At 65.0% G+C, this 18,613-nt stretch carries 19 protein-coding genes; 10 read left to right on the top strand and 9 right to left on the bottom strand.

The window, feature by feature from the left end:
* Nucleotides 1-9: 9 nt before the first annotated feature.
* The 7 genes from LGQ10_RS01845 to LGQ10_RS01815 all read right to left on the bottom strand — a co-directional run bounded on the left by LGQ10_RS01845 (nt 10) and on the right by LGQ10_RS01815 (nt 5,347).
* Nucleotides 10-1,617: an alpha/beta hydrolase gene (locus LGQ10_RS01845; protein ID WP_058435955.1), complete on the bottom strand. Its 1,608-nt coding sequence runs from the start codon at nt 1,615-1,617 to the stop codon at nt 10-12.
* Between the two features lie 324 nt (nt 1,618-1,941).
* The gene (locus tag LGQ10_RS01840) at nt 1,942-2,286 is read right to left on the bottom strand and encodes a hypothetical protein (RefSeq protein ID WP_058435957.1); all 345 of its coding nucleotides are present in this window, start codon (nt 2,284-2,286) and stop codon (nt 1,942-1,944) included.
* A 36-nt stretch (nt 2,287-2,322) separates the two neighbouring features.
* The gene (locus tag LGQ10_RS01835; RefSeq protein WP_022644035.1) at nt 2,323-2,631 is read right to left on the bottom strand and encodes a hypothetical protein; all 309 of its coding nucleotides are present in this window, start codon (nt 2,629-2,631) and stop codon (nt 2,323-2,325) included.
* A 10-nt stretch (nt 2,632-2,641) separates the two neighbouring features.
* Nucleotides 2,642-3,121, bottom strand: a complete 480-nt coding sequence (locus LGQ10_RS01830) for a surface-adhesin E family protein (RefSeq protein ID WP_058433514.1) — start codon at nt 3,119-3,121, stop codon at nt 2,642-2,644.
* A complete protein-coding gene (locus tag LGQ10_RS01825) occupies nt 3,118-3,762 on the bottom strand; it encodes a hypothetical protein (protein WP_226524481.1) in 645 nt (214 codons plus the stop codon). The genes LGQ10_RS01830 and LGQ10_RS01825 overlap by 4 nt, the downstream gene beginning before the upstream one ends.
* Before the next feature lie 98 nt (nt 3,763-3,860).
* Entirely contained in the window at nt 3,861-4,646 is a 786-nt protein-coding gene (locus LGQ10_RS01820; RefSeq protein ID WP_058436152.1) for a PhzF family phenazine biosynthesis protein, read from the bottom strand.
* A gap of 5 nt (nt 4,647-4,651) precedes the next feature.
* Nucleotides 4,652-5,347 carry a transcriptional regulator gene (locus tag LGQ10_RS01815; protein WP_226524480.1) on the bottom strand — a complete coding sequence of 232 codons (696 nt, stop codon included), beginning with the start codon at nt 5,345-5,347 and terminating at the stop codon, nt 4,652-4,654.
* Nucleotides 5,348-5,557: 210 nt separating this feature from the next.
* Between LGQ10_RS01815 and LGQ10_RS01810 the strand changes: the two genes are divergently transcribed.
* From LGQ10_RS01810 to LGQ10_RS01765, 10 genes are all read left to right on the top strand, one after another.
* On the top strand, nt 5,558-6,250 hold the full coding sequence (locus LGQ10_RS01810; RefSeq protein WP_058436150.1) for a response regulator transcription factor: 693 nt from the start codon (nt 5,558-5,560) through the stop codon (nt 6,248-6,250).
* Entirely contained in the window at nt 6,250-7,587 is a 1,338-nt protein-coding gene (locus LGQ10_RS01805; protein WP_226524479.1) for a sensor histidine kinase, read from the top strand. The genes LGQ10_RS01810 and LGQ10_RS01805 overlap by 1 nt, the downstream gene beginning before the upstream one ends.
* Before the next feature lie 142 nt (nt 7,588-7,729).
* Nucleotides 7,730-9,967 (top strand): TonB-dependent siderophore receptor, encoded by a 2,238-nt coding sequence (locus LGQ10_RS01800; RefSeq protein ID WP_413247602.1) that lies wholly within the window; start codon nt 7,730-7,732, stop codon nt 9,965-9,967.
* 179 nt (nt 9,968-10,146) lie between these two features.
* Nucleotides 10,147-11,070 (top strand): alpha/beta hydrolase, encoded by a 924-nt coding sequence (locus tag LGQ10_RS01795; RefSeq protein WP_226524477.1) that lies wholly within the window; start codon nt 10,147-10,149, stop codon nt 11,068-11,070.
* A gap of 87 nt (nt 11,071-11,157) precedes the next feature.
* Complete coding sequence (locus tag LGQ10_RS01790; protein ID WP_226524476.1) at nt 11,158-11,775, top strand: DNA-3-methyladenine glycosylase family protein; 618 nt, start codon at nt 11,158-11,160, stop codon at nt 11,773-11,775.
* Nucleotides 11,772-12,047 carry an Ada metal-binding domain-containing protein gene (locus tag LGQ10_RS01785; protein ID WP_226524475.1) on the top strand — a complete coding sequence of 92 codons (276 nt, stop codon included), beginning with the start codon at nt 11,772-11,774 and terminating at the stop codon, nt 12,045-12,047. Before LGQ10_RS01790 ends, LGQ10_RS01785 begins: the two co-directional genes overlap by 4 nt.
* Nucleotides 12,048-12,188: 141 nt before the next feature.
* A complete protein-coding gene (locus tag LGQ10_RS01780) occupies nt 12,189-13,223 on the top strand; it encodes an AraC family transcriptional regulator (RefSeq protein ID WP_058436219.1) in 1,035 nt (344 codons plus the stop codon).
* 105 nt (nt 13,224-13,328) lie between these two features.
* Nucleotides 13,329-14,438, top strand: a complete 1,110-nt coding sequence (locus LGQ10_RS01775) for a polyamine ABC transporter substrate-binding protein (RefSeq protein WP_226524474.1) — start codon at nt 13,329-13,331, stop codon at nt 14,436-14,438.
* 105 nt (nt 14,439-14,543) lie between these two features.
* Nucleotides 14,544-16,007, top strand: a complete 1,464-nt coding sequence (locus LGQ10_RS01770) for an amidase (RefSeq protein ID WP_226524473.1) — start codon at nt 14,544-14,546, stop codon at nt 16,005-16,007.
* A gap of 64 nt (nt 16,008-16,071) precedes the next feature.
* The gene (locus tag LGQ10_RS01765; RefSeq protein WP_058434509.1) at nt 16,072-16,401 is read left to right on the top strand and encodes a hypothetical protein; all 330 of its coding nucleotides are present in this window, start codon (nt 16,072-16,074) and stop codon (nt 16,399-16,401) included.
* Between the two features lie 12 nt (nt 16,402-16,413).
* Here the strand turns inward: LGQ10_RS01765 and LGQ10_RS01760 are convergent, their stop codons facing one another.
* Both LGQ10_RS01760 and LGQ10_RS01755 read right to left on the bottom strand, forming a co-directional pair.
* A complete protein-coding gene (locus LGQ10_RS01760) occupies nt 16,414-16,764 on the bottom strand; it encodes a hypothetical protein (RefSeq protein ID WP_058433170.1) in 351 nt (116 codons plus the stop codon).
* Nucleotides 16,765-16,766: 2 nt separating this feature from the next.
* Entirely contained in the window at nt 16,767-18,455 is a 1,689-nt protein-coding gene (locus LGQ10_RS01755; RefSeq protein ID WP_226524472.1) for a hypothetical protein, read from the bottom strand.
* Nucleotides 18,456-18,613: the final 158 nt, after the last annotated feature.

Raw genomic sequence — 18,613 nt, 5'->3', positions numbered from 1 at the left:
GCCGCCGCCTCAACGAGCAGGCGCGTACTGCTCCACCAGCTTCCACAGCAGGCGCCCCATGGGCAGGCGGTAGATGTCGCTGTGGGCACCGCCACCCGATCCGGGCGAGTTGAACTGGGTGATGCCGTTCGAAGCGTCGATATAGGCCACCTTGTGCCCCTGGCCGGCACCCTCGAACGGGTCGACACAACCTGGTTGGCCATACTTGCAAACCTCGAACCGGCCCCCCGTCGTGGCGGAAGTGTCGGACGCGGTCATGCAGTCGAATATCGGCCGGTACACCGAGCCGGCCTGCTCACAGGCCTTGCGGTAGGAGCCGATGGAGCCGGCAGGATCGGTCCAGACCACAAAGGGCGCGCCCGTGGCCGAGTCCTCGGTGGCGGCCGTCAGGACGATCTTGGTCTTGCCCAGCCGCGCGAAGTCACGGTAGGGAGCACCTTCACTGCCCAGCTGCGCCGCAAACCGGTTGATGCTCATGGCTCCCTGCAGGCCCACCGCCAGGTCCACCGGGCTGGTCACCATGGACTGGTCGGGAAAGCCACCTTGCAAAGGCACCAGTGCCGGCGAACTGAACACCGCCCGGGTCATGGCGCGAGCACCGAAGCTGTGCCCCAGGGCCACCACCCGGGCGTGGCTGCCGGAAGCTTCGAGGCTGCGCGGGATGGTTTCGTTGAGCAGCTTGTTCAACCAAGACAAACCGATCTCGTCGGCGTCGTTGGCCTTGTTGGAATAACTGAACACGTTGCCGAACGAGTTGGACCAGTAGGAAGGCCAGGTGACGCCGATCACCAGGGGCCGGAAACTGCCGGCAGGACGGTCCTTGGCCAAGGGCTGGATCGCCCTGGTGCGGTCGATGGGACTTTCCTGCTGGCCATTGGCAGCCTCCAGCGAAGCCGCCATCAAGTTGCCGGTCAGATCGTTGAAGTTGCGAATGGCTTCCTGTTGCGCGGTGTTCCAGCCCATCACTATTACCAGCACATGGGTGTAATCCCCCTGTTTCAGATCACCGATCAAGTTATCTTGTAGCGATACCAGCGCATACTTTCCATAGTCATAAAGTTGATACTTCTTCGCATCCACCTTGTCCAGGTTGGTAGAAACCTTACAGGCATGCCAATCACTTATCTTGGCAAGATCGTAATCCTTGCGAATCAAGGCCAGGGGTTTGGCGGCATAAGCGTTATATACAAAGCAGTGGTTCTTGGAGAAGTAAGGAACATGACCGTCATGATCATCCCTGGCTATCGAGTTCTTGATGATATGCGACACGAACATGGCCTTGGAGTCGCTATTCTGGAAGCGATCGATCTGGCTGGGCGTTCCCCAGCGACTTGGTTGCTCGGCCTGGATGTACTGCCCGCTCTTGACGAAGCTGACCTGGGGATAGGGCCTGGGCCCGCCCACTGTGTCCTGCGAGCTCTTTTCCAGCGCTACCACGTAGCCCGGGTAATGCAAGGCCGTGCCTGAGGGAAAGTACAGGCTGGAATGAAAACTCTGGGCATTGGAGCTCTCCACGCCCAACGCCGACTCATAGGGTTCCATGACTGTGCCAGGCCCGGAACAACCGGCGCTACTTACGCCCAGAATCCAGATACCTGCCCATTTCAGACTCACCATGACTGACTCCCTGGGTCATGTTTGACCCGACTATTGACCGTTGTCATTTTATTCTTGATGACATTCAGCAACTGCATGCATCAATTGACTACAGCCTGAATATAGCCAGCGAATATCAAATAGCCATTAACCCGGGAAGATCCGCAGGAAATAATTTAAAGTCTCGCCACCATCCTTGGCAGGCACAGGAATTAGTTGACAAATTAATGCGTTAAAGTTAAACAGATCAAACTTCAATATAAATAAATAGCCAACTTATAATTAGTTGGCGATCAACTTACCCACACTTGAAACAGAGGGACTGCGTGTTGCTGGCAGACGGCATCATTCGTAACAGCCATCGCAGGCCTCCAGCAGGTTGAGCAGCAGTTGCTCATCGATCTGCTCGTCGTCCAGGCCAACGGGGCCGGCCTGGTCAGGGTCCGAGATGCACTCCAGCACCCGCAAGGGCAACTGGGCGGCGCCGAAGAACGCCAGGATGTCGCGCACTTCCTGTTCCCGTTGCACATGGTCGTTATGGAACAGCCAGGCGCTGTAGAACACCCCCTGGGGCCCCTGCCCCAAGTGCTCGCGGGCGATGCGCAGCGACATGCCCAGGCGCTGGTGGAGAAATTTCACCAGCGCCAGGTCGGTGCTGGGGGCCATCAAGGCGATGCTGATTCTGGACATGTCCTGATCCTGCAAAAAAGTCGGTGGGGGCCTGCCCTAGTCCGGGCGCCAGGGCTTGACACCTTGCAGATGCCGCTCGATGTCATCCATGTCGTCCTCGCCCAGGGTCAGGTCGAAGGGCTCGGTGAGGATCCTGCGCACCTGCGCCAGACGCCCGGTGACGCGCTCGTTGTCGATGAAGTCGGTGGTCGCGCGCTGGTAGTCCGCCACAGGCTTGTCCACGTAATGGCTGCCCATGCGGTGCAGCGACAGCACGATGAACTCCAGCTGCGCCAGGGCTTGCAACGCCTGGTCTGCGGTGAGCGTGATCTTGCGGTTGTTCTCGCGTATCGGTCCTGCTGCCATCGCCCTGCCCTCAATCGCCCTGGGGGCCCTTGAACGGCGGCGCGCCCAAGCGTGCCGCATCGATGCCACAGGCCATGTTGCGCAGCTCGCCGATCACCGACTGACGGGGAAAGGCCGCCCATTGCGCATGGGCCTCCTTGCGCATGACCTCCGCGCCCTGGGCGAAGGGTTCGGAGAAATACACCCGGCCCATTTGCGCCGACTCGTCGCGCTCGCAGTTGATGATCCGCACCACCCGCGAGCTGTGGATCAGGGGTTTGGAATCGCCCGGATCGGTGGGCTTGCTGTAGTTGTTGATCAGGTAGAACTGCCGCAGATGCGGGTTGTTCTGATACAAGGCCAGGGAGTTGGCCGCGAAGTAAGTCACCGACTCCGGAGTGTCCAGCACTTTGAACATGGCCTCGGGACGTGCCGAGCCAGCATCGCGGGCCTGGTCATGGGCGCAGCCCGCCAGCAGGAGCAAGCCACCCAGCCACCACAGGCGCTTCATTGGCCGGCTCCCTGGGCCATATCTGGCCGCTCCTGGCGCAACAACTTGGCGTCGACGCTGCCTTGCAACGAGCAGAGCATGCGGGTCTTGCCGGCTTCCACGCTGAGCATGAGAATCTTCTCCGCGGAGCCCGGAGCCGGGGCGATCTCGGAGACCGCCGCGGGGTTGTCCTGCCAGGGCGCCTGGGCGCTGGCCTTGATCTGCGGCCGGGAGATGAAGTACTCGCCTGCCTCCTGCCAGCCGGCCTGGGGCATGGCGGCCATCACCGCTTCCCGGCTGGCATCGATCTCCAGGCCCCAGAAGTAGTAGATGCCCTCGCTACCAAGGTCGAACACGCTGTCGTAGTAGCCGGTCAGCTTCAGGCCCTTGTCTTGCAGCGGGCGGGAGAAGGTGGCGGTGGAGGTCGAGTCGTCGCGCCGATCGGCCACCGGTATCCAGGCGATACCCTGTTTGTCGTCGCTCGCAAGAGTCACCACCCGGCCGAGCTCGGCACGCTGCTGGTACAGATCCTTGAAGAATGACGGCTGGCATTGCAGCAGGCTGTCGCTCAGGCTGCCCGCCAGCGAACTACCGGCCCACAGGCTCAACACGAGTGCCAGGGGCTTGGCTGAATGGCGGGAGAAGGCGCGGATCAAATCCATTGTCAGAAGCTTCCGGGTCAGGCGAAAAAGACGCGACTCTAAACCTCGCCAGGCCCTGACACAAATAATCCCGGGAGCCTGAACTCCCGGGAGCCGCCTCAGAGGAAAATGCTGCCGCGCAGGTACAGGGCGCCATGGCCGCTGATGATCACTCGCCCGTTGTCCAGCACCTGGCACTGCAGCTGGCCCTTGCGCGCCCCGCCCTGCTGCGCCCGCAGCAAGTTCTTGCCCAGGCGCTCGGCCCAGTACGGCGCCAGCGAGGTGTGGGCGGAACCGGTGACCGGGTCTTCGTTGACCCCCACGCTGGGGCCGAACCAGCGGGAAACGAAATCGAACTCCCGGGACGGCGCAGTCACGGCGATGCCGCGCACGCCGAACTGGGCCAGGGCCACGAAGTCCGGCTTGAGCTCATCCAGCAGGCGCTCGTCGTCCACCACCAGCAGGTAGTCGTCGGTGCGGTACAGCGCCTCGGCCCGGGTCAGGCCCAGGGCCTGCAGCAAGGCCGAGGGCATGGCTACCGCCTCGGGCTGCTTGGCCGGGAAGTCCATGGACAGCAAGCCTCCATCTCGGCTGACCCGCAACTCGCCGCTGCGGGTGGCGAAGCGCAGCACATCGCGCTGCTCGCCCAGTTGCTCGAACAACACCCAGGCCGCTGCCAGGGTCGCATGGCCGCACAGGTCGACCTCGACCGTCGGGGTGAACCAGCGCAGCTCGAAGCCATCGCCGCTGGGCACGAAGTAGGCGGTCTCGGACAGGTTGTTCTCCTCGGCGATGCGCTGCAGTACCGCGTCCGGCAGCCAGGCCTGCAGCGGGCAGACCGCCGCCGGGTTGCCGCCGAAGACACTGGAGGTAAAGGCATCCACTTGAAAGATATCGATCTGCATCGCGGTCATTCCTCAGCGCCTTCGGCGCGGATCTGGTCCAGGTAGTTGTAGATGGTGTAGCGAGTCACGCCGAGGGCCGCGGCGGCCTTCTCGATGCCGCCCTTGACGATGAACAGGCCGCGCTCCTGCATCTGGCGCACGGCTTCGAGCTTGTGTTGCTTGGTCAAGCGGGCGCCGGGCTCCGGGCAGGCGCCCTGGATGATCTGGGCCAGCAGGTGTTCCATGTCCTGGGGCTCGTCGCCTCGCGGTTCGGGTGCACTGCCCAGGCCCAGCATCTGCCCCAGGCAGGCATGGGCCGCGGCGATCCCGCTCAGGTCGCTGTTGCTGCACAGGCTGGCGAAGGGTTGCCCGCCGCTGTCGCGGAAGATCACCGTGGAGCTGCGCAACTCGCGGCCATCCGGGGCCAGGGTCGGGTAGTTCTCCAGCACCAGCGGCGTGCTGCCGGAACGATCCTGCAACGCCCGGATCACTGCGGCGAACCCCAGGTCCTGGCGCGGGCCGCCCAGCACCGGGCCACCGACCCGGCGCCCGGTGACATGGCCGTTGGCGATGGCAACGATCGAACGTTCGGGCCGGTCGAGATCGTGCAGGACGACTTCCACATGGGGACCGACCACCCCGGCCAGCATCTGCAAAGTGCTGTGCAGCACTTGCAGGACCAGTTGGCGCTCGGCCAGGACGGCGGGAGACGGTTGGCTCATGAGAACTCCGAAAACATGGGAACTCCGAAAAAACGATCGACGAAAAATATCAACACCATGTTGAATATTCAACTTTTTGTTTATTTGATCTCGATCAGCCCTGGCCATCATGGCAATTGCATCACCCGGAGCATTGCTTCACTATTCGCGGATGCTAAACATTCTCATTTAAATCCTCTCTCCAGCCGCTTGCACAAAGTACCCCACCCCATGACCCCCAATCTGCTTCTCGTGGAAGACGACGCCCGGCTGCGCCAGGACCTGGAACGCCACTTTCATCAGCGCGGCTTTGCCGTCACCACGTGCTCCGACGGCCGCCAGGGGCTGGCAGCACTGCGCAGCGCCCAATTCGACCTGGTGCTGCTGGACATCATGCTGCCGGGCCTGGACGGCCTGGCCCTGCTCGACACCCTGCGCCATGAACAAGGCATCCCGGTGATGCTGATGTCGGCCCTGGGTGCCGAGCAGGACCGCATCACCGGGTTCACCCGGGGCGCCGACGACTACCTGCCCAAGCCCTTCAGCCTCGCCGAGCTGGATGCCCGGGTCGATGCGCTGCTGCGGCGCATGGCCCGGGTACAGTTGCAATCGGAGAATCCCCAGGACCCGCTGCTCGCCTTCGACGACCAGGCCCAGGACGTGCTGAGCCAAGGCCGCGCCGCCGGCCTCACCGGCTCCGAATACCGCCTGCTGGTGACCCTGCGCGAGCATCCGGGGCAGACCCTGAGCAAACCCTTCCTCTACCAGCAGGTGCTGCATCGCATCTACACCCGCCTGGACCGTGGCCTGGACGTGCACGTGTGCAACCTGCGGCGCAAGCTGGCCGAGCTCGGCGTGCAGCACCTGCAGATCCAGGCCGTGCGGGGCGCTGGCTATCTCCTGGTAGAAGCGGACCGGCACTGATGCGCCGGCACCCCTTGCTGTGGAAACTGGCCCTGTTGCAGATCGGCTTCTGCCTGCTGCTGACCTGGATCATCTGGACCTGGGGCCTGTCGGCCGAGCGCAGCACCTACTTTCTCGACCCGGCCGACCGCCAGTACCTGGCCGGCTACGCGCAGCAGGCCGAGGCCGCCTGGCGCCAGGGAGGAACCAGCGGCGTCGATGCGTTCCAGCGCCAGCTGACAGACCGGGAACACACCTGGGTGGCGGTGATCGGCGAGCGCCTGCAAAGCCTCGGCAGCACCCCGTTGAGCGCCGAGGAAGCCAGCCACCTGACCTTCATGCGCAAGCTGGACTGGCCCATGAGCCGGCGCCTGCAGGATGAGTTGCCCTACGTCAGCATCCAGTTCCCGGAGCACCCCGAACAGGGCCGGCTGGTCATGCAGTTGCCCGAGCGCCTGCTGCCCGGCGGCCTCACCCCCTGGACCCACGTGCTCAGCCACGGGGTGGTGCCAACCCTGCTGGCCGCCCTGCTCGGCCTGCTGCTCTACCGGCACCTGGTGCTGCCGCTGAACCGCTTGCGCGACCGCGCCGATGCCTTGCGCGCCGACGACCTGGAGAATCCGGGCCTGGCCGCGCCCCTGGCCCGGCGCAGCGACGAACTGGGGGAGCTGGCCCTGGCCTTCGAGCACATGGCCGAGCGCCTGCGCCAGAGCCTGGCCCAGCAGCGCCTGCTGCTGCGAATCCTGTCCCACGAGCTGCGCACGCCCCTGGCGCGCCTGCGCATCGCCCATGACAGCGGGCTGGCGCCGGAGCAACTGCGCCAGCGCCTGGACCGCGAGATCCTCGACATGCAGCGCCTGCTGGAAGACACCCTGGACCTGGCCTGGCTCGACACCGAGCGCCCGCAGTTGCCCACCGAACCGGTGCAGGTGCTGTCGATCTGGGAAGCGCTGCGCGAGGACGCCTGCTTCGAGAGCGGCTGGAGCCTCGAGCGCCTGCCCTGCCTGCTGGACGCCGATTGCCGGGTCCGCGTGCACCTGGACAGCATCGCCCAGGCCCTGGAGAACCTGTTGCGCAACGCCATCCGTTATTCCCCCGAGGGCGGCCGGGTCAGCCTGCGTGGCTGGCGCGAGGGCACTCACTGGCACCTGTGCCTGGAAGACCAGGGCCCCGGCGTCGCCGAACAGGACCTGCACCGCATCTTCGAGCCCTACCAGCGCCTGGACTCGGCCCAGGGCGAAGGTTTCGGCCTGGGCCTGGCCATTGCCCGACGCGCGGTGGAGCTGCACCAGGGGCAGATCTGGGCCAGCAACGGCCATCCCGGGTTGACCCTGCACCTGCTGCTGCCGGCGGCCTGACCAGGGCCGGTAGCGGCTTGCCGGCTCCGTGCATCCCACAGCAGAAGTGTTTAGAAAGTTAATGCGCTTTACTCGCAAATAGCAGTCATTATCATTCGTGATCTTCCTGTTTCAGCTTCCATCCCGGAGATCACCGATGTCCATGCGCTCGATGCGTTCTTTCGCTCCCTTCCTGCTGTCCAGCTGCTGCCTGCTCAGCCACGCCGTCCAGGCCGCCAATGCCGAGACGCCGCAGCCGGCGCTGGCGCTCGAACCCCAGAGCATCGTCGCCACCGCCAAGGAAGAGACCAAGCAGGCTCCGGGGGTGTCGGTGATCACCGCCGAGGACATCCAGAAACGCCCACCGGCCAACGACCTGTCGCAGATCATCCGCACCATGCCCGGGGTCAACCTCACCGGTAACTCCACCAGTGGCCAGCGCGGCAACAACCGGCAGATCGATATTCGCGGCATGGGTCCGGAAAACACCCTGATCCTGGTGGACGGCAAACCGGTGGGCAGCCGCAACTCGGTGCGTTATGGCTGGCGCGGCGAGCGCGATACCCGGGGCGACACCAACTGGGTGCCGGCCGACCAGGTCGAGCGCATCGAGGTGATCCGCGGCCCGGCGGCGGCCCGCTATGGCAACGGCGCTGCCGGTGGGGTGATCAACATCATCACCAAGCAGGCAGGCCGCCAGACCCACGGCAACGCCACCCTCTACAGCTCCTTTCCCACTCACAAGGACGAAGGCGCGACCCAGCGCCTGAGCTTCGGTCTCAACGGCCCGCTGACCGACACCCTCAGCTACCGGGTCTATGGCAACGTGGCCCGCACCGACTCCGATGACGCCGACATCAACCAGGGCCATGAGTCCTTGCGCACCGGCAAGCAGGCCGGCACCCTGCCCGCCGGCCGCGAAGGCGTGCGCAACAAGGACCTCAACGGTCTCTTGAGCTGGCAGCTGACCCCGGACCAGAGCCTGGACTTCGAGGCCGGCTTCAGCCGCCAGGGCAATATCTATACCGGCGATACCCAGAACACCAACAGCAACAAGAACGTGAAAAGCCTCCTGGGCCACGAGACCAACCGCACCTACCGCGAGACCTACTCGCTGACCCATCGCGGCGAGTGGGACTTCGGCAGCTCCATGGCCTACCTGCAATACGAGAAGACCCGCAACAGCCGGATCAACGAAGGCCTGGCCGGCGGCACCGAAGGCATTTTCAGCGACGCCAACTTCTACACCTCGGTGCTGCGCGACCTGACCGCCCATGGCGAGCTCAACCTGCCGCTGCACGCAGGCTTCGAGCAGACCCTGACCCTGGGCAGCGAATGGTCGCAGCAAAAACTCGACGACCCCAGCTCCAATACCCAGGACACCAAGGAAGCCGGGGCCATCCCCGGGCTGGCCTCGGGCAATCGCAGCAGCCAGAGCAGCGCGCAGATCTTCTCGCTGTTCGCCGAAGACAACATCGAGCTGGCGCCCGGCACCATGCTCACCCCCGGCTTGCGCTTCGACCACCACAGCATCGTCGGCGACAACTGGAGCCCATCGCTAAACCTGTCCCATGCGCTGAGCGACAGCCTGACCCTCAAGGCCGGTATCGCCCGGGCCTACAAGGCGCCGAACCTATACCAGCTCAACCCCGACTACCTGCTCTACAGCCGCGGCCAGGGCTGCTATGGCCAGACCACCAGCTGCTACTTGCGGGGCAACGACAAGCTCGAGGCAGAAACCAGCATCAACAAGGAACTGGGCCTGGAATACAAGGCCGAAGGCTGGGTGGCCGGCCTGACCTACTTCCGCAACGACTACAAGAACAAGGTCGAGTCGGGCCTCGCGCCCTCCGGTCGCGCCAGCGGTGGCAGCTCGGCGCTGTACAAGAACGCCGCCGTCTATGAGTGGGAAAACGTGCCCAAGGCCGTGGTCGAAGGCCTGGAAGGCACCTTGACCGTGCCCCTGGCCAGCCAGCTGACCTGGAACAACAACTTCACCTACATGCTGCAATCGAAGAACAAGCAGACCGGCGACTACCTCTCGGTGACCCCGCGCTTCACCCTCAACTCGATGCTCGACTGGCAGGCCACCCAGGACCTGTCGTTGCAGATGAACGTGGCCTGGTACGGCAAGCAGACACCGAAGAAATTCGACTACCACGGCGACCGCGTCACCGGCAGCGCCACCCAGCAACTGGCCCCCTACGCCATCGCCGGCATCAGCGGCACCTACGCCCTGACCCGCCACCTGAGCCTGACCGCCGGGGTCGACAACCTGTTCGACAAGCGCCTGTACCGCGAAGGCAATGCCCAGGGCGTGGTGGACATCGCCGGGGCCGGCGCCGCCACCTACAACGAACCGGGGCGCACCCTGTACACCAGCCTGAGTGCGTCGTTCTAACAGGCCGTTGAAAACTGCCTGCGTTGCCATCGCTGCGTTAAAAACAGGCTGGTGCGCCAGCCCGGTCAAAATGCTCATTTACCACGCGTAAACTGCGCTTTTTCGCCTGTTTTTGCCTTGCACTGACTGCCTCGCCGACGTTTTTCAATGGCCTGCCAAGCCCATAACGAGAAAGCCTGATGATAACCACGACCTTGCGCCTGGCCCTGGGCTGGGCGCTGGCCGCCGCCAGTTGCCTGGCGGCGGCCCAACCGGCTCCCGAGCAGCGGATGGACAGCAGCTTGCTGCAACGCCAGGACCTGCCCTACCGCTTCAGCAGCCTGCAACTGGATTCCGCCGACGGCCAGCGGCACTACCAGATATGGATCGGCCAGCCACTCAAGGCCGCACCCGAGCGCGGTTATCCGGTGTTGTGGATGCTCGATGGCAACGCCGCCATCGGCGCCCTCGACCCGCAGCAGCTCAAGCAACTGGGCCAGGGCCAGGCGCCGCTGCTGGTGGCGGTGGGTTACCAGACTCCGCTACGCATCGAGCGCACGGCCAGGACCTATGACTACACCCCGCTGCAACCTGGCCTGGCGGTGCAACAAGACCCGTTGACCGGCCTGCCCAGTGGAGGTGGCGAGCAGTTCCTGCAATGGTTGCGCGAAAAACTGCGCCCGGCGGTGGCCGCCCGGGCACCGATCGATGCTGCGCAGCAGACCCTGTGGGGCCACTCCTATGGCGGCCTGCTGGTGCTGCAGGCGTTGTTCGACCATACACGGGAGTTTCGCCACTACGCCGCCGCGAGCCCCTCGCTGTGGTGGGGCGACGGCCTGATCCTCGGCCAGGCCCCGGGCCTGGCTGCACGTCTGGGCACGCACCGGGCCCAGTTGCTGCTGATGCGTGGCAGCGCCGAGCCAGGCGACCCGCGCCAGACCACCACGTCACCCCCCGACCCCGACGCGGACCGGCGCGCCCGGCAACTGCGCACGCAACTGGCCCAGGTGCCCGGGCTGGCCCTGGAGTACCACAGTTTCGAGAAACTCAACCACGGCCAGACGCTGGGCGCTTCCCTGCACTACCTGCTGGAACGCCTGTACCTGTCCCCGGGCAAGGACTGAAGCCCAGTTCCAGCGCAAGAGACGGAGTGCGAGGACAGGTTGCAGCGGCTAACCTGCCAGGCATCCCGACTCTTGCCCGGACCACCAATGCCCGCCAGCCCCGATGTTGCCCGTACCTTCCTCACCGCCCTGGATGCCGACTGGGCCCGGCACATCGCAGCCATCGGCCCCTGCCTGCACCAACCCCGCCCGGAACGCGAGCCCTACCAGGCCCTGGTGCGTGCGGTGGCCTACCAGCAACTGCATGCCAAGGCCGGCGATGCGATCCTCGCCCGACTGCGGGCGCTGTTCCCGGATCAGGCCTTCCCCAGCCCCCAGCAGCTCTGTGCCACCCGCGTGGAACAGCTGCGCGAGTGCGGATTTTCCGCACGCAAGGCTGCAACCCTGCTGGGCATCGCCCAAGCCACCCTGGAGGGCCACGTGCCCTCGGCGGACGCCGCCCGCGAGCTGGACGATGAACAGCTGGTCGAACGCCTGACCCAACTGCCCGGGATCGGCCGCTGGACCGTGGAGATGCTGCTGATCTACAGCCTGGAGCGCCAGGACGTGCTGCCCGTGGACGACTTTGGCGTCCGCGAGGGTTATCGGCGCCTCAAGGGCCTCGAACAGCAACCCAGCCCGCGCCAGATGCGCGAGCTGGGCCTGGCCTGGAGCCCCTGGCGCACCACCGCCGCCTGGTACCTGTGGCGGGTACCGGCGCCATGAGCGACCAGACCACGCGGCACTGGACCCTGCTGGACCGCCACGGTCGGCCCTGGTCTAGTCCCTGCCCCGGCACCCTGGGCGGCCATCGACGCAGCCGCATCTATGGCCGCCTGGATTGCCCTTGTGCCCTGGCGGCCATCGCTCGTGGCGGTTATGTGCGCCACCGGGTGTTCTTTCTTGATGCCGCCACGGCCATCGCCGCCGGCTACCGCCCTTGTGCCCGCTGCCTGGCGCAGGACTACCAGGCCTGGCGCCGCTCCCGCAAAATCTGAAACGGCTGGCTTCCGAGCCCCTCAAGGCGCAATACACACAGAATTGGCCGGTATCGGTCGACAAAGGTCGCGTGGCCGATTGAACCCCCGCGACGTAACCCCTAAAGTCACGCCTTTCCGATTCCTGCTTCGAGATTGCCGATGGCTGCTGCCCTTCGCCTGACCACCCTGCACACCACCCAAGCGGTGCTGGACGCTTTTCGCGACAGCGATGTTCCGACCCAGGTGTTGCTGGAGGGGAGCGGCATTCAGCTGGCGGACCTGGAACTGCCCAACAGCCTGATCAATATCAGCCAGGAAATGCGCGTGTTCAGCAATGCCGTGGCCCTGCGTCAGGACCTGGGGCTGGTGCTGGGACGCAACCTGCACATCTGCGCCTATGGCATGTTCGGCCTGACCCTGCTGACCAGCGCCACCCTGCGCGAGGGCTGGTCCCTGGCCCTGCGCTACCCGCTGCTGCTGGGCACCTTCTTCCGCCTCGACCTGGAACTGCGCGATGGCCTGGCGTGGCTGGTTGCCGACCAGTACAGCGAGAGCGAACTGGAGGTGTTCAACACCGACTTCTGCATGTCGTCCTATCGGGTCACCTGCCAGGACCTGCTGGGCTGCACGTTGCCACTGCGCGAAGTGCACCTCAAGCACCCGCCCCAGCCTTACCTGGACAGCTACGAGCAGGCCTTCAACTGCCCGGTGCACTTCAATGCCGGGCGCAACGCCATCGGCTTCGACCCGGAGTGGCTGGACCGGCGCCTGCCCCTGGCGGACCTGGTGACCCAGAACGACATGCTGCAGCGCTGCATTCGCCTGAACGAGGAACTCAGCGCCCGCCCGACCTGGATCGACCAGGTACGGCGCATCCTCAACGAGCAACTGCACGCGGTACCGGACTTCGACAGCCTGGCGCGCCAGGTGCACTGCTCGCCCAGCACCCTGCGCCGACGCTTGCGGGCCCAGGACACCAGCTACCAGCAACTGCTGGACGAACTGCGTTATGCCCGGGCCCGGCAACTGCTGGGGCAGCACAGCCTGCCGATCTATCGCATCGCCGAGGCCCTGGGTTTCAAGGAAACCGCCAGCTTCCGCCATGCCTTCCAACGCTGGAGCGGTGTCGCTCCGGGTCGCTTCCGACAATTGGCCGGCCAGCTCGGTCCTTTGTCAGACCATTCGCAAGAATGACGTCAAATATCCCCTATTGACCGTTGCCAACATTCTCTGTGGGACACTTCCGGCGAAAAATGACGTCCGGAATGTTCCGCTTTCTTAAAGACATGGAGTTGTCGCATGAAATCGCTGCACACCGCCCTCTCCGGCCTGGCCTTGAGCCTGGGCCTGGCCCTCACCACTTCCAGCGCCCTGGCCGCTCCCGAGCGCACGGTGAACATCTTCAACTGGTCGGAATACATCGCGCCCAACACCATCAAGGACTTCCAGGCCAGCAGCGGCATCAAGGTCAAATACGACATCTTCGAAAGCAATGAAGTGCTCGAGGCCAAACTGTTCACCGGCAACAGCGGCTACGACGTGGTGGTGCCTTCCAGCGGTTTCGTCAGCAAGCAGATCAAGGCCGGCGCCTTCCAGCCCCTGGATCGCAGCCAGCTGCCGAACTGGAAGAATCTCGACCCGGCCGTCATGAAGCTGCTGGAGCAGAACGACCCGGGCAACCGCTATGTGATCCCCTACATGTGGGGCACCAACCTGATCGGCTACAACCGTGACAAGGTCCAGGAACTGCTGGGCAGCGACGCACCGGTCAACAGCTGGGACCTGGTGTTCAAGGAAGAAAACCTGAAGAAACTCGGCCAGTGCGGCGTGACCTTCCTCGACTCGCCAGCCGAAATGCTGCCCCTGGCCCTGCACTACCTGGGCCTGGACCCCAACAGCCAGAACCCTGCGGACTACCGCAAGGCCGAGGCCCTGTTGCTCAAGCTGCGTCCTTATGTGCGCTACTTCCACAGTGCCAAGTGGATGGGCGATATCGCCAACGGCAACATCTGCGTGGCGGTGGGTTACTCCGGCGGTTTCCTGCAGGCGGCCAACCGCGCCAACGAAGCCAAGAACGGCGTGCATATCGAGATGCGCATTCCCAAGGAAGGCACCCTGGCCTGGATCGACACGGTGGCCATCCCCACCGGGGCCAAGCATGTGGACACCGCCCATGCCTTCCTCAATTACCTGATGGAACCGCAAGTCATCGCCTCCATCAGCAACTTCGTCGGTTACCCCAACGGTGTCACCGATTCCAAGGCATTCATCCAGCAGTCGCTGCTGGACAACCCGGACCTGTTCCCGAACGCCGAGACCATGACCCGCCTGTTCCCCCTGGCGCCCCTGCCGGCCAAGGCCGAGCGCACCCGCACCCGGACCTGGATCAAGGTCACCAGTGGGCGCTGAACCATTGAACCCACAGGCCTTGCAGGACGTGGTGTCGAACCCGTCCGCAGGCCTGCGGCGCCACTTCGCGAACCGAGGTCGGCGCCCTTGAAAGAAGAGCTGTCCATGTCGTTAGCCACCTCCAGCCATCTCCCCTTGCACCAGCTGTCGATCGAGGCCTTGCTGCAGGGTTTCGCCTCCTTGCAGTTCACCCCGGTGGACCTGTTGCAGGCTCTGCTGGAGCGCATCGAGCAGCATGAGCCTGGGCTCAACGCCCTGTGCGAACGCCAGGATGCGGCCGCGTTGCTGGCGGCCCGAGCCAGTGCCGCGCGCTGGGCTGCTGGTCAACCCATGGGCCGGCTGGACGGTATCGCGGTGCTGGTCAAGGACAACCACGACATCCAGGGCTGGCAAACCCGCAACGGTTCCAGGGCCCTGGCCAACCGTCCGGCGCAGGAACGTGATTGCGCCCTGGTGGCACGGCTGCGCGAAGCCGGAGCGATCTTCATCGGCAAGACCACCCTGCCGGAACTGGCCACCACGCCCTTGACCGACAGCCCGCTGACGGGAGTCACCCGCAATCCGTGGAACCTTGCCCTGCATGCCGCTGGCAGCAGCGGTGGCAGTACGGCCGGGGTAGCGGCCGGTTTTGCCCCGGCCGCTACCGCCAACGATGCGGCAGGTTCGATCCGCACGCCGGCAAGCTTCTGCGGCGTGATCGGCCTCAAGCCCAGCCATGGACTGGTATCCGCCAGCCCGGCCATCGACCCCGGGGGCTTGTCCGCCGAGGGCCCGGTCGCCCGTCACGTGCGCGACATCGCCCTGCTGCTGGAACACCTGAGCGCCTACGAACCCGGCGAACCCTTTGCCTGGCCCCATGCCCCCAAGGGTTTCCTGGAACACATCGAGGACGGTGTGCAGGGGTTGCGCATCGCGTTCAGTGCCGACCTGGGTTATGCCGCCCATGTCGACCCGCAGATCGCCGCCAGTTGCCTGGACGCGGCCCGGCGCCTGCAAGAGGCCGGGGCGACCCTGGTCCAGGCTTCGCCGGACATCGGCAACCCGGCCCCGGGTTTCGTGCGGTCCTGGCCCGTGGAAGCCGCCTGTGCGGTGGCCCTGGAGATTCCCGAGGAGCACCAGCACCTGATGGGCGACTTTCTCCAGCAGGCCCAGTTGCGGGCCCGCCAGCTCAACGCCCTGGACTACGCCAATGCCGTGCAGGAGCGCCATCAGGTGGCCCAGGCACTGCATGAATTTCTTTGCGATTACGACCTGCTGCTGACCCCGACGGCGGTGGTCGAACCCTTTGCCGTGGAGCTGTCGAGCCCGCCCGACTGGCCGCAACAGGCCAGCAGCATGTGGCAGCCGACCACGTTCCCGTTCAACTTCAGCCGCCAGCCAGCGCTGAGCATGCCCTGCGGCCTGAGCGCCGCCGGCCTGCCCATCGGCTTGCAGATCGTCGCGCGTTTCGGTCGCGACGACCTGGTGCTGCGGGCCGCACGCGCCCTGGAGAAACTCCAGCCAATGGCGCTGTTCGCCCATCCCCACGGCCTGGCCGACGCCCCCGGCGCACCAGGCATCGATCACTGAGCAACCTGCACAGCACGACCCGGCGTTTCTCGCCAGCGACAGAATACGGACAAGGAGGTGGACCATGGATTCTTCAAGCAGTTGGTACCAAGACACCCAATTCGAGCATGACATCTACGTGATGATCATCCGCGAGCCGAGCTCGCCGAGCCTTGATCCGCACCAATCCGGTGCCAGCTACAGCTACGTCGGGCGCCTGACCGGCCAGGGCCAGCACCCGTGCTTCTCCCTGCACTTCGCCTGCCCGCCCTACGGCAATGACTACGCCAGCACCGATGCCGCCCTGCAGGCCGGCATGGCCCACGGTCGGGCATTGATCGAGCATTGGCGCACCCGTGGCCGCAAGCCCCTGGCGCAAGGGACCGAAATGGCCCTGGCCAGCTACAGCAACTAAGACCCCCTGCCCTTACGGCGGGCAGCCCTTGCTGATCCAGGCACTGAGCTCATCGAGCTGGGCCTGGGCCAGGTAGGGGCCGCCCGGGGGCATCTGGCCGAATGCTCCGTCCGGCCCCCAGAAGGTGCCCTGGGTGCCACTCAAGGCATAGATGATGTTCGAATGCGCACCATCACCCTTGACCAGGATCGGGAGCGCCTGCCCTGTCGACGGGTTCTGCACCCCTGGCACACTGCCCGTCACGAAGGCCTGGTAGGAGGTCTGCCAGAACGCGCCGTGGGGCGCCCCGGAAATGTCCAGGTTGTTCTGCGCGACAAAGGTGTCGAGAAGGTTCTGCACATCCTTGAAGCTATTGAGCGCCATGACTATTGCCCTTCGATATGGGGGTTGAACAGCTCCAGGTAACGCGCACTGGCTTCGGCCGCCGCATTGCCACCCGGGGCTTCGGGCAGCCTGACCTGGCCGCCCTTGAGGATGAAGCTGAAGTCGTAGCCGGCGACCTGGGCGTTGCCATGGCACCCCATGCATCCGCCCATGTTCACGCCCTGGGCCACGGGTGGGCGGTTGGTCAGTGAATACACATTGGGCGGGGGCGGCGCCCCTGCGGCCTGGTAGGACGTCGGCGCGCCATTGGCGGCAATCCGACCTTTGAACTGCTGCAGGGTGTAGTCGGTCTCGACCATGATGTTGGCCTGGTAGAACACTGTCGGGCCGTGGCTGACGTCGCTCCTGGAGATCTGGCTGACGTCGAAGGGCTGGGCCTGGACCGAGACCAGCTTGTAGTACTGCCAGGGCGAACCCGCGATCCTGCGGCTCTGGGTGTAGGCCTGGATGGCCTGGTGCGCATTGCGATTGGCCTGGATCACCTCGGAGGTGATCGACTCATAGCGCTGGTTGACGCAGATCGAGCCCCCACCGGGTTTGCCGCTGCCGGGTGTCTCCTGGAAATACAACTGCTTGCCGGGCCGGCAGAACGGGCCATTGGCCTTGACCTGGGGATTGCTCGGCGAGTCCTGGTAGGTCAGGGGCGGAGTAGTCGGGGACGAGACCGGTGGACGCCGGACGATGACGCCGTCCTGATCCTCGACCCGCGAGCCGTCGGCGAGCAGGATATTGTCGCTCTGCTCGAAGGTGGCGTAGATGAAGTTGGGGGCCGACGGCGTCTTCTGGATGATGTGCAGCGCGACCATGGCCCACTGGTCCTCGAAGTAGCAGAGGCTGTTATTCGCGCCCTTGCGCTCATAGAAACGCACGGCCTGGCGGTGAAAGCGCGCCGGGGCCTCGCCGGGTGCCAGCTTGCGCCAGGCCGACTTGACCTCGATCGTGCCCTTGGGAAACGCCACCCTGCTGCCCGGAAACGTCGGGGGCGTCTGCCGGACCGCGTTGAAGAAGTTCTGCGCCGCCTGGCGCAACGCGGCATTGCTGTACCAGTACTGGTTGGCCGCGACATAGGCGTATTGCGCCTGGTTGGCCTTGGCCAGGAAACGCACCAGCTGCGGTTGCGAATTGCCATTGACCGGGGCACTGGGCGAGGTTCCGGCGAACATCTGGTTCAGCCCGATCTGGGTGATCTCGTCGAGGTTGATCCAGGCCGGCTGGGGCACCGCGGCCTGACCCGGGCAAGCGGGCACCGGGATCGCATAGTTGTAGCTCGGCGCCGTGTTATAGCCATAGCTGGGGGCACCGGAGGGGGAATAACCCGGCGGCCCGACACTGGCACTGCCGTTGCCCGGGAAGATCTCCACCTTGCTGCGGTAGGTCTGCCACACCAGCGGCCCGCCGGGGGAACCGAAAGGCCGATTGAGGTCGGGCACATCGCGCTGTCCGGCGCGGGCCGGCCAGTTCAGGGCAATGAATTCCTGCCAGGCGAAGGCTGCGGCGGCGGCCAGCGATGCCTGGGGTGCGCCCCCGGGGATATCGGTCGGCACATTGGGCGACACCGTGATCGCCACCGGTTCGGCATGGGCCGAGGCGCCCAGCAGCATCAGGCCACTGGCCAGGGCCCTGGAAAACAACGTGCACAACGAACCCATCCTGCGGCTCTGACGGTCCATGTCATGACTCCTGTCTGTCCTGCTCGAGAGCGTAGATCAGCCAATGCGGGGGCTGGCCCGGCCCACGCAGAACATTAGGCGATAAACCCAATAGCCAATTGCCTGCACGGTGCTACCGATGACCGATGATCAGCCGGTTGCGCACTCGGCAGCAGATA

Source organism: Pseudomonas sp. L5B5 (assembly GCF_020520285.1).
Lineage (GTDB): Bacteria > Pseudomonadota > Gammaproteobacteria > Pseudomonadales > Pseudomonadaceae > Aquipseudomonas.
The sequence above is the reverse complement of the archived record's forward strand: the minus strand, read 5'-3'. Positions and strand labels throughout refer to the sequence as shown.

Bases quoted from the DNA above. Each gene is read 5' to 3' on its own strand.
- LGQ10_RS01845 (WP_058435955.1), bottom strand. From the start codon at position 1,617: ATGGTGAGTCTGAAATGGGCAGGTATCTGGATTCTGGGCGTAAGTAGC.
- LGQ10_RS01840 (WP_058435957.1), bottom strand. From the start codon at position 2,286: ATGTCCAGAATCAGCATCGCCTTGATGGCCCCCAGCACCGACCTGGCG.
- LGQ10_RS01835 (WP_022644035.1), bottom strand. From the start codon at position 2,631: ATGGCAGCAGGACCGATACGCGAGAACAACCGCAAGATCACGCTCACC.
- LGQ10_RS01830 (WP_058433514.1), bottom strand. From the start codon at position 3,121: ATGAAGCGCCTGTGGTGGCTGGGTGGCTTGCTCCTGCTGGCGGGCTGC.
- LGQ10_RS01825 (WP_226524481.1), bottom strand. From the start codon at position 3,762: ATGGATTTGATCCGCGCCTTCTCCCGCCATTCAGCCAAGCCCCTGGCA.
- LGQ10_RS01820 (WP_058436152.1), bottom strand. From the start codon at position 4,646: ATGCAGATCGATATCTTTCAAGTGGATGCCTTTACCTCCAGTGTCTTC.
- LGQ10_RS01815 (WP_226524480.1), bottom strand. From the start codon at position 5,347: ATGAGCCAACCGTCTCCCGCCGTCCTGGCCGAGCGCCAACTGGTCCTG.
- LGQ10_RS01810 (WP_058436150.1), top strand. From the start codon at position 5,558: ATGACCCCCAATCTGCTTCTCGTGGAAGACGACGCCCGGCTGCGCCAG.
- LGQ10_RS01805 (WP_226524479.1), top strand. From the start codon at position 6,250: ATGCGCCGGCACCCCTTGCTGTGGAAACTGGCCCTGTTGCAGATCGGC.
- LGQ10_RS01800 (WP_413247602.1), top strand. From the start codon at position 7,730: ATGCGCTCGATGCGTTCTTTCGCTCCCTTCCTGCTGTCCAGCTGCTGC.
- LGQ10_RS01795 (WP_226524477.1), top strand. From the start codon at position 10,147: ATGATAACCACGACCTTGCGCCTGGCCCTGGGCTGGGCGCTGGCCGCC.
- LGQ10_RS01790 (WP_226524476.1), top strand. From the start codon at position 11,158: ATGCCCGCCAGCCCCGATGTTGCCCGTACCTTCCTCACCGCCCTGGAT.
- LGQ10_RS01785 (WP_226524475.1), top strand. From the start codon at position 11,772: ATGAGCGACCAGACCACGCGGCACTGGACCCTGCTGGACCGCCACGGT.
- LGQ10_RS01780 (WP_058436219.1), top strand. From the start codon at position 12,189: ATGGCTGCTGCCCTTCGCCTGACCACCCTGCACACCACCCAAGCGGTG.
- LGQ10_RS01775 (WP_226524474.1), top strand. From the start codon at position 13,329: ATGAAATCGCTGCACACCGCCCTCTCCGGCCTGGCCTTGAGCCTGGGC.
- LGQ10_RS01770 (WP_226524473.1), top strand. From the start codon at position 14,544: ATGTCGTTAGCCACCTCCAGCCATCTCCCCTTGCACCAGCTGTCGATC.
- LGQ10_RS01765 (WP_058434509.1), top strand. From the start codon at position 16,072: ATGGATTCTTCAAGCAGTTGGTACCAAGACACCCAATTCGAGCATGAC.
- LGQ10_RS01760 (WP_058433170.1), bottom strand. From the start codon at position 16,764: ATGGCGCTCAATAGCTTCAAGGATGTGCAGAACCTTCTCGACACCTTT.
- LGQ10_RS01755 (WP_226524472.1), bottom strand. From the start codon at position 18,455: ATGGACCGTCAGAGCCGCAGGATGGGTTCGTTGTGCACGTTGTTTTCC.